Origin of the sequence: Bacillus sp. JAS24-2, from assembly GCF_008274905.1 — a bacterium.
In the GTDB taxonomy this organism is placed as follows: Bacteria; Bacillota; Bacilli; order Bacillales; family Bacillaceae_G; genus Bacillus_A; species Bacillus_A cereus.
Map to the genome: position 1 here is coordinate 90001 of NZ_CP031068.1, position 16490 is coordinate 106490.

Consider the following 16490-nt stretch of genomic DNA (forward strand, 5'->3'; position numbering starts at 1 on the left):
GAGGCGGAGCCGCAGCGAAAGCGAGTCTGAATAGGGCGTTTAGTACGTGGTCGTAGACCCGAAACCAGGTGATCTACCCATGTCCAGGGTGAAGTTCAGGTAACACTGAATGGAGGCCCGAACCCACGCACGTTGAAAAGTGCGGGGATGAGGTGTGGGTAGCGGAGAAATTCCAATCGAACCTGGAGATAGCTGGTTCTCCCCGAAATAGCTTTAGGGCTAGCCTTAAGTGTAAGAGTCTTGGAGGTAGAGCACTGATTGGACTAGGGGTCCTCATCGGATTACCGAATTCAGTCAAACTCCGAATGCCAATGACTTATCCTTAGGAGTCAGACTGCGAGTGATAAGATCCGTAGTCAAAAGGGAAACAGCCCAGACCGCCAGCTAAGGTCCCAAAGTGTGTATTAAGTGGAAAAGGATGTGGAGTTGCTTAGACAACTAGGATGTTGGCTTAGAAGCAGCCACCATTTAAAGAGTGCGTAATAGCTCACTAGTCGAGTGACTCTGCGCCGAAAATGTACCGGGGCTAAATACACCACCGAAGCTGCGGATTGATACCAATGGTATCAGTGGTAGGGGAGCGTTCTAAGGACAGTGAAGTCAGACCGTAAGGACTGGTGGAGTGCTTAGAAGTGAGAATGCCGGTATGAGTAGCGAAAGACGGGTGAGAATCCCGTCCACCGAATGCCTAAGGTTTCCTGAGGAAGGCTCGTCCGCTCAGGGTTAGTCAGGACCTAAGCCGAGGCCGACAGGCGTAGGCGATGGACAACAGGTTGATATTCCTGTACCACCTCTTTATCGTTTGAGCAATGGAGGGACGCAGAAGGATAGAAGAAGCGTGCGATTGGTTGTGCACGTCCAAGCAGTTAGGCTGATAAGTAGGCAAATCCGCTTATCATAAAGGCTGAGCTGTGATGGGGAAGCTCCTTATGGAGCGAAGTCTTTGATTCCCCGCTGCCAAGAAAAGCTTCTAGCGAGATAAAAGGTGCCTGTACCGCAAACCGACACAGGTAGGCGAGGAGAGAATCCTAAGGTGTGCGAGAGAACTCTGGTTAAGGAACTCGGCAAAATGACCCCGTAACTTCGGGAGAAGGGGTGCTTTCTTAACGGAAAGCCGCAGTGAATAGGCCCAAGCGACTGTTTAGCAAAAACACAGCTCTCTGCGAAGCCGTAAGGCGAAGTATAGGGGGTGACACCTGCCCGGTGCTGGAAGGTTAAGGAGAGGGGTTAGCGTAAGCGAAGCTCTGAACTGAAGCCCCAGTAAACGGCGGCCGTAACTATAACGGTCCTAAGGTAGCGAAATTCCTTGTCGGGTAAGTTCCGACCCGCACGAAAGGTGTAACGATTTGGGCACTGTCTCAACCAGAGACTCGGTGAAATTATAGTACCTGTGAAGATGCAGGTTACCCGCGACAGGACGGAAAGACCCCGTGGAGCTTTACTGTAGCCTGATATTGAATTTTGGTACAGTTTGTACAGGATAGGCGGGAGCCATTGAAACCGGAGCGCTAGCTTCGGTGGAGGCGCTGGTGGGATACCGCCCTGACTGTATTGAAATTCTAACCTACGGGTCTTATCGACCCGGGAGACAGTGTCAGGTGGGCAGTTTGACTGGGGCGGTCGCCTCCTAAAGTGTAACGGAGGCGCCCAAAGGTTCCCTCAGAATGGTTGGAAATCATTCGTAGAGTGCAAAGGCATAAGGGAGCTTGACTGCGAGACCTACAAGTCGAGCAGGGACGAAAGTCGGGCTTAGTGATCCGGTGGTTCCGCATGGAAGGGCCATCGCTCAACGGATAAAAGCTACCCCGGGGATAACAGGCTTATCTCCCCCAAGAGTCCACATCGACGGGGAGGTTTGGCACCTCGATGTCGGCTCATCGCATCCTGGGGCTGTAGTCGGTCCCAAGGGTTGGGCTGTTCGCCCATTAAAGCGGTACGCGAGCTGGGTTCAGAACGTCGTGAGACAGTTCGGTCCCTATCCGTCGTGGGCGTAGGAAATTTGAGAGGAGCTGTCCTTAGTACGAGAGGACCGGGATGGACGCACCGCTGGTGTACCAGTTGTTCTGCCAAGGGCATAGCTGGGTAGCTATGTGCGGAAGGGATAAGTGCTGAAAGCATCTAAGCATGAAGCCCCCCTCAAGATGAGATTTCCCATAGCGTAAGCTAGTAAGATCCCTGAAAGATGATCAGGTTGATAGGTTCGAGGTGGAAGCATGGTGACATGTGGAGCTGACGAATACTAATAGATCGAGGACTTAACCATATAATATGTAGCAAATGTTATCTAGTTTTGAAGGAATATGCCTTCATAGTTTGGTGATGATGGCAGAGAGGTCACACCCGTTCCCATACCGAACACGGAAGTTAAGCTCTCTAGCGCCGATGGTAGTTGGGACCTTGTCCCTGTGAGAGTAGGACGTCGCCAAGCAACTAAACACGAGTCAAATGACTCGTGTTTTTTCGTGTTTTCTTTTATAATCCATAGTAATTAAAAAATGTCCTTAAATAATTACTATTTTGATTAAATGCAGGGGAATGTGGCTAGGATAGTGAATAAGCAAAAGAGTTGCAAATTTTATTAATACGTATATAATTAAAGTCAAAGATAGTCAAAGTCAATAAAGGTGGCGGATAAATGAGAAATATATCTGATATCATTGAGCAATATCTAAAGCAAGTTATTGACTTAAGTAATAATAATGTGATTGAAATCAAAAGAAATGAGATTGCGGATCGATTCGAGTGCGTACCATCTCAAATCAATTATGTAATCAATACCCGTTTTACATTAGAAAGAGGATTTGTAGTAGAAAGTAAACGTGGTGGAGGAGGTTACATTCGCATTATAAAAGTCAAACTGCATGATGATATAGACATTATTGATCAAATGCTTCATATGATTGATCATAGCGTTGCACAAGGGAATGCAGAGAGTATGATTATACGTTTATTAGAAGAGGGAATCATAACAGGCCGTGAAGCAAAACTAATGTTAAGTGTACTAGATCGTTCTGTATTATCAATGGATATTCCTTCTCGAGATGAACTTAGGGCTCGAATATTATGCGCAATGTTAAGAACACTGAAATATAAATAAATACAGCTTTTGTAAAAGAATGATAATTAAGATAGGGCAGTTAAATATTGTAGAAGTTTTGAAAAAGAGCATGTACTTTTATCTAAATGGATTAAGGAAAGAGGACAATCTAGTAATGTATGAAAAGTATCATGAGGTAGATCGTTCCTGTTGTAAAGGTGGGGATATTGATGACTTGTCAAAACTGTAATATAAGACCAGCAACTTTACATTATACAAAAGTAATCAACGAGAAGAAGGCGGAAGTTCATCTTTGTGAGCAATGTGCAGAGCAAAGTGGCTATACGTCTTTCTTTCAATCATCACAGTCTAACTTTTCATTTCATGATGTATTTGCTGGTTTATTACACGGTGAATCAACAATGTTTGGAGAAGGAAAAAACGGGTTTTCAAATACAAATACAATAAGATGTCCAGGTTGTAAGATGACATACGAACATTTTACAAAGGTGGGACGCCTTGGTTGTGCTTCTTGTTACGATACATTTAAAGGACACTTAAACCCATTGTTAAAACGACTTCATGGTGGACATACAGAACATTGTGGAAAAATTCCGGAACGAATGGAAGGAAATATCCACTTAAAGAAAGAATTAGATGAACTAAAACTTATTCTGAAACAATATGTACAGAATGAGGAGTTTGAGAAAGCTGCTGAGGTAAGAGATGAAATTCGAGGGCTTGAAACTCAGCTTAGTGAGCATAGAGAGGGGGAGTAGTTCTATGTCACTGGACAAAATTATGAATGAAGCGATTAGTCCATGGATGAAGGGGGATGGCCCTGATTCTGATATTGTTTTAAGTAGTCGAATTCGTTTGGCTCGTAATTTTAAGCAATATCAATTTTCTACTATGCAAAACGAAGAGGAAGCTCAAAAGGTTCAAGAATTATTTAAAAAGAAATTTATAAATAAAGCGGTAGAGCCCTTTGGGAAGTTTGGACTATTAAAAATGAATGAATTAACGCCTCTTCAAAGGAGAGTTTTAGTCGAAAAGCATTTAATTAGTCCAAATCTAGCAGGGACTGAATATGGAGCATGTCTGTTATCAGAAAGCGAACACATTAGTGTGATGCTTAATGAGGAAGACCACATTAGGATTCAGTGCCTATTTCCAGGACTACAGTTATCAAAGGCGCTTCAAAGCGCCAATCAAATAGATAATTGGATTGAGAAAGAGGTTGAATATGCTTTTGATGAATCACTTGGATATATTACGAGTTGTCCTACTAACGTTGGTACAGGATTAAGAGCTTCTGTAATGATTCATTTACCAGGGCTGGTTTTAACAAAAAGAATTAGCCGTATTATACAAGTAATTCAAAAATTAGGTTTAGTAGTAAGAGGAATATACGGTGAAGGTAGCGAAGCGTTAGGTAATATATTTCAAGTATCAAATCAAATGACGCTAGGGAAATCCGAAGAAGATATTATTGCAGATTTAAAGAGTGTCATGCAGCAAATTATACAACAAGAAAAATTGGCCAGAGAATTAATTGTACAAAATTCGAGTATTGAGCTTGAAGATAAGGTTTATCGTTCTTACGGTATACTAGCAAATAGTCGTTTAATTCAATCTGCAGAAGCGGCAACTTGCTTATCGGATGTACGACTTGGTATTGATCTAGGATATATAAAAGGTATATCGAGAAATATTTTGACTGAGCTAATGGTTCTTACGCAACCAGGTATTTTACAACAATACGCAGGAGGACCTTTAGGACCAGAAGAAAGAGATTATCGAAGAGCAACCTTAATCCGTGAGCGATTACGTATTGAAAAAAACTAAGCGCAAGTAGGAGGCGATTTCTATGATGTTTGGAAGATTTACAGAAAGAGCACAGAAAGTATTAGCTTTATCTCAAGAGGAAGCAATTCGCATTGGGCATAATAATATTGGAACAGAACATATTTTACTTGGGCTTGTACGCGAAGGTGAAGGAATTGCAGCAAAAGCGTTAATTGCTCTTGGATTGAGCCCGGAGAAAGTGCAAAAAGAGGTAGAAGCGTTAATTGGACGTGGAACAGAAGCTTCTCAAACTGTACATTATACACCTCGTGCTAAAAAAGTTATTGAATTGTCTATGGATGAAGCGCGTAAGCTAGGACATTCTTACGTTGGAACAGAACATATTTTACTTGGCTTAATCCGTGAAGGTGAAGGTGTAGCGGCACGTGTTTTAAATAATTTAGGCGTCAGCCTTAACAAAGCAAGACAACAAGTGTTACAACTTCTTGGAAGTAACGAAGCAAGTTCAGGTCACCAAGGTGGTTCATCGACAAATGCAAATACACCGACACTAGACAGTTTAGCGCGCGACTTAACAGTTGTTGCACGTGAGAATCGTTTGGATCCTGTTATTGGACGTAGTAAAGAAATTCAACGTGTAATTGAAGTGTTAAGCCGTAGAACAAAAAACAATCCAGTGTTAATTGGAGAGCCTGGTGTAGGTAAAACAGCAATTGCTGAAGGGTTAGCACAGCAAATCGTAAATAATGAAGTTCCTGAAACGTTAAGAGATAAGCGTGTTATGACACTAGATATGGGAACAGTGGTAGCTGGGACGAAATATCGTGGTGAGTTTGAAGATCGTTTAAAGAAAGTAATGGATGAAATACGTCAAGCAGGGAATATTATTCTATTTATTGATGAACTTCATACATTAATCGGTGCAGGTGGAGCAGAAGGTGCAATCGATGCATCAAATATTTTAAAACCATCTTTAGCACGCGGAGAATTACAATGTATTGGTGCGACAACTTTAGATGAGTATCGTAAATATATTGAAAAGGATGCAGCTTTAGAGAGACGTTTCCAGCCAATTCATGTTGATGAGCCGAGTCTAGAAGAATCAACTCAAATCTTGAAAGGTTTACGCGATCGTTATGAGGCCCATCACCGTGTGTCTATTACAGATGATGCAATTGATGCAGCTGTGAAACTTTCCGATCGTTATATTACGGATCGTTTCTTACCAGATAAAGCAATTGATTTAATTGATGAAGCTGCTTCAAAGGTTCGCTTACGTTCTTATACAACACCACCAAACTTAAAAGAGCTTGAAGTGAATCTTGAGGAAATTCGAAAAGAAAAAGATGCGGCTGTACAAAGTCAAGAGTTTGAAAAGGCTGCTTCCTTACGTGATATGGAACAACGCTTACGTGAGAAATTGGAAGATACAAAGCGTCAGTGGAAAGAACAACAAGGAAAAGAAAATTCAGAGGTTACGGTAGAAGATATTGCAAATGTCGTTTCTACATGGACACGTATCCCTGTTTCTAAACTTGCACAAACAGAGACTGATAAATTATTAAACTTAGAATCCATTCTTCATGATCGTGTCATCGGCCAGGATGAAGCGGTAGTGGCTGTAGCGAAAGCTGTTCGTCGTGCAAGAGCAGGACTGAAAGATCCGAAACGTCCAATTGGTTCATTTATTTTCTTAGGACCAACAGGTGTAGGTAAAACAGAATTAGCAAGAGCATTGGCAGAATCTATGTTCGGTGATGAGGATGCAATGATTCGCATTGATATGTCTGAGTATATGGAGAAACATTCAACTTCTCGCTTAGTTGGTTCTCCTCCAGGATATGTTGGGTATGAAGAAGGCGGACAATTAACAGAGAAGGTTCGTCGTAAGCCGTATTCAGTTGTCCTATTAGATGAAGTAGAGAAGGCGCATCCTGATGTATTTAATATTTTACTACAGGTATTGGAAGATGGTCGTTTAACTGATTCTAAAGGACGTACAGTTGACTTCCGTAATACGATTGTTATTATGACGTCTAACGTTGGTGCTGAGGCGTTAAAACGTAACAAACATCTTGGATTTAACGTACAAGATGAAAGCCGTGATTATTCGGATATGAAAGGTAAAGTAATGGATGAGCTGAAAAAGGCATTTCGTCCAGAATTCTTAAACCGTATTGATGAAATTATCGTATTCCATATGCTTGAGAAAAAACATATTCAAGAAATTGTGACTCTTATGGTAAATCAGTTAGTGAATCGCTTAAAAGAACAAGAAATTGAATTGCAATTAACAGAAGGGGCGATTGCAGCTATTGCTGATAAAGGGTTTGATCGTGAATATGGTGCTCGTCCACTACGTAGAGCAATTCAGAAGCATGTAGAAGATAGACTATCGGAAGAACTTTTAAAAGGTGCTATTGAGAAAGGACAAAAAGTTATCTTTGATGTAGAAGGGGAAACATTTGTCATTCATAGTGCTGAAAAGGTAAAATAAGTATAGACAAACTAAGAGGGCTACGAGATAGCCCTCTTTCTTGTACGAGAAGGTCAAATGTTTATAGATGAAAGCGAAGTGAAATATAAAAAGATATGGCTAAAAAGAAAACAAAATTCACATGTCAAGAGTGTGGTTATCAATCACCAAAATATATGGGTAAATGTCCAGGGTGTGGTCAATGGAATTCGCTTGTTGAAGAGATGGAACCCGTTGTATCATCCAGACGCCTAAATTATGCAAATGCAATTCAAACAGAAGTAACAAAACCAAGACGTCTTACAGAAGTAGAAACAAAGTCTGAGGCACGTATTGAAACAAAATTTCAGGAGTTTAACCGTGTACTAGGTGGCGGAATTGTAGATGGATCTTTAGTACTTATTGGTGGGGACCCTGGGATTGGAAAATCAACGTTATTATTACAGATTTCCTCGCAATTAGCAGATGCTTCATATGATGTATTGTATATATCAGGTGAGGAGTCAGCAAAGCAGATTAAACTTCGTGCAGATCGTTTACATGTAAATGGTAGTAATCTATTTGTTGTATCAGAGACAGATTTACAGCGTATTGCAGCACATATTGAAGAGATGAATCCTGCTTTTGTTGTTATTGATTCTATTCAAACGATACATTTACCTGAGGTGACATCAGCTCCTGGTAGCGTGGCGCAAGTACGTGAATGTACAGCAGAATTAATGAAACTTGCAAAAACAAAGGGAATCCCAATTTTCATCGTAGGACATGTGACAAAAGAAGGTGCAATTGCGGGGCCGCGTATGTTAGAACATATGGTCGATGCAGTTCTTTACTTTGAAGGAGATCGACACCATACATATCGTATTTTACGAGCTGTAAAGAATCGTTTTGGTTCTACGAATGAAATGGGTATCTTTGAAATGAAAGAACTTGGCCTTGCAGAAGTCTTAAATCCTTCTGAAATTTTCCTTGAGGAAAGACCAGTTGGAGTTGCAGGTTCAACAGTAGTTGCCTCAATGGAAGGAACAAGACCAGTTTTAGTAGAAATACAGGCATTAATTTCCCCTACTAGTTTTGGAAATCCTCGAAGAATGGCGACAGGAATTGATCATAATCGTGTCTCGCTTATTATGGCGGTACTAGAGAAAAGAACAGGTTTACTATTACAAAATCAAGATGCGTATTTAAAAGTAGCTGGTGGTTTGAAATTAGATGAACCGGCAATTGATTTAGCTGTTGCCTTAAGTATAGCTTCAAGTTTTAGAGATAAATCTACGGCACCAACTGATGCGGTAATAGGAGAAGTTGGATTAACTGGAGAAATAAGAAGAGTATCAAGAATCGAACAACGTGTACAAGAAGCAGCTAAATTAGGATTTCAACGTGCTATCATTCCTAGAAAAAATTTAGGGGGGTGGACAATTCCAGAGGGGATTGAGGTTGTAGGTGTTTCTAATTTAGGAGAAGCGCTTCGTTTGACATTAGGAGGCTAGGCTATGGAAGAAAATAAGCAACGTGTCAAAAGTATAATTAATATTTTACAGCTCGTAGCCCCGGGAACACCACTGCGCGAAGGGATAGATAATGTACTTCGTGCACAAACAGGGGGACTAATTGTTCTTGGGTATAATGAGCAGATTAAAAGCATTGTTGATGGTGGTTTTCATATTAATTGCGCATTCTCTCCTGCTAGTTTATATGAATTAGCAAAAATGGATGGAGCACTTATTTTAAATGAAACTGGAAGTAAAATTTTAATTGCAAACGCACAGTTAGTTCCGGATTCATCTATTGATTCTATTGAAACAGGTATGCGTCACCGAACAGCAGAGCGTGTAGCAAAGCAGACGGGCAGCCTTGTTGTGGCCATTTCACAAAGACGTAATGTAATTACGCTATATCAAGGGAACTTACGTTATACACTAAAAGATATAGGTGTCATTTTAACGAAGGCAAATCAAGCAATTCAAACGCTAGAAAAATATAAGGCTGTATGGAATGACGGCATTACGAATTTGGGTATTCTAGAATTTGAAGAGGTCGTTACAATGTCCGAGGTGGTTCACGTTTTACATAGTGTTGAAATGGTGCTGCGTATAAAAAATGAAATATTGAGCTATATTCATGAGCTAGGAACAGAAGGTAGGTTAATTCGTTTACAGCTTACAGAATTACTAGCTGATTTAGAGGCAGAGGCAGCATTGTTAATTAAAGATTATCACCAGGAGAAAACACAAGACCATCATCAAATCTTGAAAAAGTTACAAGATCTTGCAAATACACAACTTTTAGAGGATAGTGATTTAGTTAAATTACTTGGGTATCCAGGACAAACAAGTTTAGAAGAAAGTGTGACACCTAGAGGGTACCGAATCACAAGCAAGATTTCTCGTGTTCCGCCACTTATTATCGAGAATTTAATTAATCGATTTAAAACATTGCAAGGTGTTTGCCGAGCAACTATTAATGAATTGGATGATGTGGAAGGAATTGGAGAAGTGAGAGCGAAGAAAATACGAGAAGGTCTAAAAAGAATTCAAGAGCATCTCTATATGAGTAGACACAATTAAGAATATTACATTGATTCTATAATATAACGACACTAGAACATTTTTGGTATATGATATGATATATTGGTAAATAAAACTATTTACAAAAAAACACGTCCGCTTTTGCATTCGGCGTTTTGATTAGCGAAACAATGGTTAATAATGAGTAGGAGGTGGTTGGATGTTAAAACGGATTGTACAGCTCTTCTTTTTAGTGATCGGGGGAGCGTTAGGGATTTACTTAATCCCAAAAATTATTAATGTATTAGATATCGGTGCGGTTCCTTTGTTGGAAGGATCGTATGTTCGTGCAATTATTGGTGCAATTATTTTATTTTTAACAACATTTTGGCTTGTAGATTATATTGTTCAACTTATTAAGCATATTGAAGAGGCTCTTGTAAAGGCGCCTGTAGCAGATGTTTTATTTGGTACATTAGGATTAATCTCTGGTCTTATTGTTGCATATTTAATTTTGATACCAATTCGTGAATTTACAATTCCAGTTATTAGTACGGTGTTGCAAGTGTTCTTCACCCTTTTACTTGGATATTTAGGATTCCAAGTAGGGTTTAAAAAGAGGAATGAATTGCTAGGATTATTTACATTACCCCAACGCGGAGGTAAGAAGAAAAACAATAGTGAGAATGAAGAGGTAGAGGTCGAAGCAGAAAAATCTACGACTCATTGGAAAATTCTTGATACGAGTGTAATTATTGACGGACGTATTGCAGATATTTGCCAAACAAAGTTTTTAGAAGGAACAATTGTCATTCCGCAATTCGTATTAGAAGAGCTTCAGCATATTGCCGATTCTTCAGATGCTTTAAAGCGTAATCGTGGCCGCAGAGGGCTAGACATTTTAAATCGTATTCAAAAGGAGATGCCAATTCCGGTAGAAATTTATGAAGGCGATTTCGATGATATCCAAGAAGTAGATAGCAAGCTTGTAAAGTTGGCAAAAATCACTGGTGGAACTGTAGTAACAAACGATTTCAATTTAAACAAAGTTTCTGAATTACAAGGGGTTACGGTGTTAAACATTAATGATTTAGCTAATGCGATTAAACCAGTCGTACTCCCTGGTGAAGAATTAAGTGTTTATGTTGTGAAAGATGGTAAAGAACAGAATCAAGGTGTTGCATACTTAGATGATGGTACGATGATTGTAGTAGAAGATGGTAGAGAGTATGTGGGTTCACAACTTGATGTACTTGTTACTAGCGTATTACAAACATCGGCTGGTCGTATGATTTTCGCAAAACGTAAATTGCTAGAAAAAGCATTATAAGTAGAGGATTATTAATATGTATACATTAATTATTCCGGCAGCGGGCCAAGGGAAACGAATGGGTGCTGGTAAAAATAAGTTATTTTTACTTATAGATGAAGTACCAATTATTGTGCACACATTGCGTGCTTTTGAAAAAGATAAAGCGTGCAAAAGTATTATTATGGCAATTAACGAAGAAGAACGCCCGTATTTTGAAGAGTTGATGCAGAAGTACCAGATTGAAAAGCAGGTACAATTTATTCAGGGTGGAGCCGAAAGACAAGATAGCGTATATAACGCACTTCAGTATGCGAGTGGTGTCGAATATGTTCTTGTTCATGACGGGGCGCGCCCGTTCGTAACGAATAAAGTGATTCGCGATGTATTAACTGCAGCAGAAAAATATGGAGCTTCCATTTGTGCAGTGCCAGTAAAAGATACTGTTAAGAAAGTAGAGCAGGGTGTTGTTGTAGAAACGGTAGAGCGGTCTCAACTTAACGCTGTACAAACACCACAAGGATTCTCTGTTTCTCTTTTGCTAGAAGCTCATAGAAGCGCAAAGCAAAGTTGTTTTCTTGGCACAGATGATGCAAGTCTCGTAGAACGCGTTGGGAAGCAAGTTGGTGTAGTGGAGGGGAGTTACTATAATATTAAAGTGACGACTCCGGAAGATCTACTAATTGCTGAAAGTTTCCTTCGTGTTCAGAAGAAATAACGTTGATGATGTGTTAATAAAGAAAAGCTCGGCAACAGCCGGGCTTTTCTTTATAAGGATAGCGATATAATATAGAGTCATAAAGCTCAGTAGTTTAGCTTAAGGAGGAAGTAAGGATGTTTCGAATTGGACAAGGTTTTGATGTACATGAATTTGCGGAAGGGCGTCCGTTGATTATCGGTGGAATTACAATTCCACACGAGAAAGGATTAATTGGTCATTCAGATGCAGATGTATTGTTACATACGATTGCTGATGCATGTTTAGGTGCGATTGCAGCAGGAGATATCGGAAAGCATTTTCCTGATACAGACCCAGCTTTTAAAGATGCAGATTCAGCTGTATTGTTACAAAAAGTTTGGGAATTTGTGCGTGAACAAGGTTACGAGTTAGGAAATTTAGATTGTACAATTATTGCTCAAAAACCAAAAATGGCACCACATATTGAGAGCATGCGTAAGCGCATTAGTGAACTGTTAGAAACGTCTATCAATAACATTAATGTAAAGGCAACAACAACAGAAAAATTAGGATTTACAGGTAGAGAAGAAGGGATTGCTTCTCAAGCGGTTGTTTTATTACAGAAAAAATAATGGTTTTTAATTCGTAAGATGGATAATCACATTTTTTTGGTGTACAATTATAGAATGTGTTGACATTAAGAATGGAAGGTGTACCAATTATGGAAAAGCAAGTGAGAGTGCGCTACGCGCCAAGTCCAACAGGACACTTACATATCGGAAATGCGCGTACGGCATTATTTAATTATTTATTTGCTCGTCATTTAGATGGCAAATTTATTATTCGTATTGAAGATACTGATGTAAAACGTAACGTGGCTGGTGGAGAAGAAAGCCAATTAAAATACTTGAAATGGCTCGGTATGGACTGGGATGAAGGTGTTGATGTTGGTGGTGAATTTGGACCATATCGCCAAACAGAGCGTTTAGATATTTATAAAAAATTATATGAAGATTTATTAGAGCGTGGTCTAGCTTATAAATGTTATATGACAGAAGAAGAGCTAGAAGCAGAGCGTGAAGGACAAATCGCTCGCGGTGAAACACCTCGTTACGCAGGTAACCACCGTGAATTAACTGAAGAACAAGTGAAAGAATTTGAAGCTGAGGGACGTATTCCAAGTATTCGTTTCCGTGTACCAGCTGATCGTGACTACACATTCAAAGATATTGTAAAAGATGAAGTTGCGTTCCATTCAAATGATTTCGGTGATTTTGTTATTGTGAAAAAAGATGGAATTCCAACTTATAACTTTGCAGTAGCAGTAGATGATCATCTAATGGAAATTACACATGTACTTCGTGGTGATGATCATATTTCAAATACACCGAAACAAATGATGATTTATGAAGCTTTCGGCTGGGATATTCCACAATTCGGTCATATGACTCTAATTGTTAATGAAAGTCGTAAAAAGTTAAGTAAGCGTGATGAATCTATTATTCAATTTATTGAGCAATATAAAGAGCTTGGGTATCTTCCAGAAGCAATCTTTAACTTTATTGCACTACTAGGTTGGTCTCCGGTAGGAGAAGAAGAAATCTTCTCTAAAGATGAGTTTATCAAAATGTTCGATGCAGCTCGTTTATCAAAATCACCTGCATTATTTGATTCTCAAAAACTAAAATGGATGAACAACCAGTATATGAAAAAGCAAGATTTAGATACGGTTGTAGAGTTAAGCTTACCGCATTTAGTGAAAGCTGGACGTGTGGGAGAAACTTTAAGCGAACAAGACCAAGCTTGGATTCGTGATGTAATTGCTTTATACCATGAACAAATGAGTTTTGGAGCTGAAATTGTAGAGCTTTCTGAAATGTTCTTTAAAGATCATGTTGATTATGAAGAAGAAGGACAAGAAGTATTAAATGGTGAACAAGTACCTGAAGTACTTCGTGCATTTGCTGGTCAAATAGAAGCTCTAGAAGCAATGGAGCCAGCAGCAATTAAGGCAGCGATTAAAGCAGTTCAAAAGGAAACAGGACATAAAGGTAAAAATTTATTTATGCCAATCCGTGTTGCAACTACAGGACAAACGCATGGTCCAGAGCTTCCGAATGCTATTGCACTTCTTGGAAAAGAAAAAGTTTTAAATCGTCTTCAAAAAGTAATTGGTTAACATTTTCTAGGTTTAGAAATATAATAAGTATACCTAAAACCTAATAAGGAAAAGCGACGAGAAGGAGAAGTAGAAAATCAGGCTTTTTACAGAGAGAACCACCTTTAGGCTGGGAGTGGTTTATAAGCGGATTTTTGAAATGCCCCTTCGAGTCTTCTGCTGAACAGCGAATTGCTTCGTGGGATGTCTTAGGCCGCAAAGTAAGCAGAAGCGGTGTACACCGTTATCATGGATGAGTTTGAGGCTTTTTTAAGCCTAAACAGAGTGGAACCGCGCTTAAAAGGCGTCTCTGTCAATATGACAGAGACGCCTTTTTTTTTATACCGTGTAAATAGGTATGAATATAGAATTTATCTCCTTATATAAAGAATTAGGGGAGAAGTGATGAGTTAGGGGAGTTAGTTCGTTCGACAAAAAAGCAGCCCATAAAGGGGAGGGAACACCGATGTTTAAGAGGCTTCGGGAAGATATTGAAGTCGTTTTTGAACAGGATCCAGCGGCAAGAGGTTATTTCGAAGTCATTTTAACTTACTCTGGATTACATGCAGTTTGGGCCCATCGAATTGCACATGCTTTTTATAAAAGAAATTTTTTCTTTCTTGCACGTTTTGTTTCACAAGTGAGCCGCTTTTTTACTGGCATTGAGATCCATCCAGGAGCAACTATTGGTCGACGCTTTTTTATAGATCATGGAATGGGAGTTGTAATTGGAGAAACTTGTGAAATTGGTGATAATGTAACGATTTATCAAGGGGTTACATTAGGTGGTACAGGAAAAGAAAAAGGGAAGAGGCACCCAACAATTCAGGATAATGTATTAATTGCGACGGGTGCTAAAGTTCTTGGGTCTATTACTGTGGGAGAGAATTCTAAAATCGGAGCAGGGTCTGTCGTATTAAAAGAAGTTCCTGCACATTCTACAGTTGTAGGTATACCTGGCCGTGTCGTTATTCAAAATGGAGTAAAGATTGGTCAAGAATTAAATCACTCTGACCTTCCAGATCCGATTTTTGATAAATTAAAGGCTATGGAAGTAGAACTTGATAAATTGAAGAAACAATTGGAATTAAAGGTAGAAAGGAAGGATAAAAATGACTATTCACATTTATAATACGTTAACACGTCAAAAAGAAGAGTTTGTTCCATTAGAAGAAAATAAGGTAAAGATGTATGTATGCGGACCTACAGTTTATAACTACATTCATATTGGGAATGCAAGACCTCCTATGGTATTCGATACAGTGCGTCGTTATTTAGAATACAAAGGATACGATGTGCAATATGTATCTAACTTTACGGACGTAGATGATAAATTAATTAAAGCGGCAAATGAATTAGGTGAAGATGTACCAACGATTGCTGATCGTTTTGTTGAAGCGTACTTTGAAGATGTAACAGCACTAGGTTGCAAACACGCAACAGTTCATCCTCGTGTAACAGAAAATATGGATATCATTATTGAATTTATTCAAGAACTTGTGAATAAAGGGTATGCATATGAATCAGAGGGTGATGTGTACTTTAAGACGAAGGAATTCGAAGGTTACGGTAAATTATCACATCAACCAATCGCAGATTTACGTCACGGTGCTCGTATTGAGGTAGGGGAAAAGAAACAAGACCCTCTTGATTTTGCTTTATGGAAAGCTGCGAAAGAAGGAGAAATCTTCTGGGAAAGCCCTTGGGGGCAAGGACGTCCAGGATGGCATATTGAATGCTCAGCAATGGCGCGTAAGTACTTAGGGGATACAATTGACATTCATGCTGGTGGGCAAGACTTGGCGTTCCCGCATCATGAAAATGAAATTGCGCAGTCAGAGGCATTGACTGGAAAAACGTTTGCACGTTACTGGATGCATAATGGATATATTAATATTAACAATGAGAAGATGTCTAAATCGCTGGGTAACTTTATTTTAGTTCACGATATTATTAAGCAATACGACCCGCAGTTAATTAGATTCTTTATGTTATCAGTACACTATCGTCACCCGATTAACTTTAGTGAAGAGTTATTACAAAGTACGAATAATGGACTGGAAAGAATTAAAACAGCTTATGGAAACTTAAAGCATCGTATGGAGAGTAGTACGGATTTAACGGACCATAATGAGAAATGGTTAGCTGAAATAGAGAAATTCCAGACTGCATTTGAAGAGGCAATGAATGATGACTTTAACACTGCAAATGCAATTACCGAATTATACAACGTAGCAAATCATGCAAATCAATATTTACTTGAAGAGCATACATCTAAAGTTGTGATTGAAGCATACGTAAAACAACTGGAAACGTTATTTGATATTTTAGGATTAGAATTATCAAAAGAAGAATTACTGGATGAAGAAATTGAAGAGCTTATCCAAAAGCGCATTGAAGCTCGTAAAAATCGCGATTTCGCATTGTCTGATCAAATTCGTGACGATTTAAAAGAACGTAATATTATTTTAGAAGATACCGCTCAAGGTACAAGATGGAAAAGAGGATAAGG

Annotated in this window: 12 protein-coding genes, 2 rRNA genes and 1 other annotated feature (1 of these 15 running past the window's edge); all 14 genes read left to right on the plus strand. The window is 39.3% G+C overall.

Going from position 1 to position 16490, the window contains the following annotated elements:
- Positions 1–2263 (plus strand): 23S ribosomal RNA (locus tag DN407_RS00505) (it extends 659 nt beyond the left edge of the window).
- 49 nt (positions 2264–2312) lie between these two features.
- Positions 2313–2428: ribosomal RNA gene (rrf, locus tag DN407_RS00510) — 5S ribosomal RNA — on the plus strand.
- Between the two features lie 207 nt (positions 2429–2635).
- The gene (gene ctsR / locus DN407_RS00515) at positions 2636–3097 is read left to right on the plus strand and encodes a transcriptional regulator CtsR (protein ID WP_001244565.1); all 462 of its coding nucleotides are present in this window, start codon (positions 2636–2638) and stop codon (positions 3095–3097) included.
- 170 nt (positions 3098–3267) lie between these two features.
- Positions 3268–3816 (plus strand): protein-arginine kinase activator protein McsA, encoded by a 549-nt coding sequence (mcsA, locus tag DN407_RS00520; protein ID WP_000128398.1) that lies wholly within the window; start codon positions 3268–3270, stop codon positions 3814–3816.
- 4 nt (positions 3817–3820) lie between these two features.
- Positions 3821–4885 (plus strand): protein-arginine kinase McsB, encoded by a 1065-nt coding sequence (gene mcsB / locus DN407_RS00525; protein WP_000050842.1) that lies wholly within the window; start codon positions 3821–3823, stop codon positions 4883–4885.
- A gap of 22 nt (positions 4886–4907) precedes the next feature.
- On the plus strand, positions 4908–7343 hold the full coding sequence (clpC, locus tag DN407_RS00530) for an ATP-dependent protease ATP-binding subunit ClpC (protein WP_000971187.1): 2436 nt from the start codon (positions 4908–4910) through the stop codon (positions 7341–7343).
- 95 nt (positions 7344–7438) lie between these two features.
- Complete coding sequence (radA, locus tag DN407_RS00535) at positions 7439–8815, plus strand: DNA repair protein RadA (RefSeq protein ID WP_001085202.1); 1377 nt, start codon at positions 7439–7441, stop codon at positions 8813–8815.
- A 3-nt stretch (positions 8816–8818) separates the two neighbouring features.
- Positions 8819–9892 (plus strand): DNA integrity scanning diadenylate cyclase DisA, encoded by a 1074-nt coding sequence (gene disA, locus DN407_RS00540; RefSeq protein ID WP_000392158.1) that lies wholly within the window; start codon positions 8819–8821, stop codon positions 9890–9892.
- Positions 9893–10052: 160 nt separating this feature from the next.
- Complete coding sequence (locus DN407_RS00545) at positions 10053–11162, plus strand: PIN/TRAM domain-containing protein (protein WP_000919677.1); 1110 nt, start codon at positions 10053–10055, stop codon at positions 11160–11162.
- 16 nt (positions 11163–11178) lie between these two features.
- The gene (gene ispD, locus DN407_RS00550) at positions 11179–11859 is read left to right on the plus strand and encodes a 2-C-methyl-D-erythritol 4-phosphate cytidylyltransferase (protein WP_000288286.1); all 681 of its coding nucleotides are present in this window, start codon (positions 11179–11181) and stop codon (positions 11857–11859) included.
- A gap of 116 nt (positions 11860–11975) precedes the next feature.
- Positions 11976–12452, plus strand: coding sequence for a 2-C-methyl-D-erythritol 2,4-cyclodiphosphate synthase (ispF, locus tag DN407_RS00555; RefSeq protein ID WP_000488388.1), 477 nt, complete (start codon positions 11976–11978; stop codon positions 12450–12452).
- An 89-nt stretch (positions 12453–12541) separates the two neighbouring features.
- The gene (gltX, locus tag DN407_RS00560; protein WP_000415143.1) at positions 12542–13999 is read left to right on the plus strand and encodes a glutamate--tRNA ligase; all 1458 of its coding nucleotides are present in this window, start codon (positions 12542–12544) and stop codon (positions 13997–13999) included.
- 47 nt (positions 14000–14046) lie between these two features.
- Positions 14047–14293 (plus strand) — a binding site (T-box leader).
- Between the two features lie 151 nt (positions 14294–14444).
- Positions 14445–15110, plus strand: a complete 666-nt coding sequence (gene cysE / locus DN407_RS00565) for a serine O-acetyltransferase (RefSeq protein ID WP_000476497.1) — start codon at positions 14445–14447, stop codon at positions 15108–15110.
- Positions 15091–16488: a cysteine--tRNA ligase gene (gene cysS / locus DN407_RS00570; RefSeq protein ID WP_000152276.1), complete on the plus strand. Its 1398-nt coding sequence runs from the start codon at positions 15091–15093 to the stop codon at positions 16486–16488. Before cysE ends, cysS begins: the two co-directional genes overlap by 20 nt.
- Positions 16489–16490: the final 2 nt, after the last annotated feature.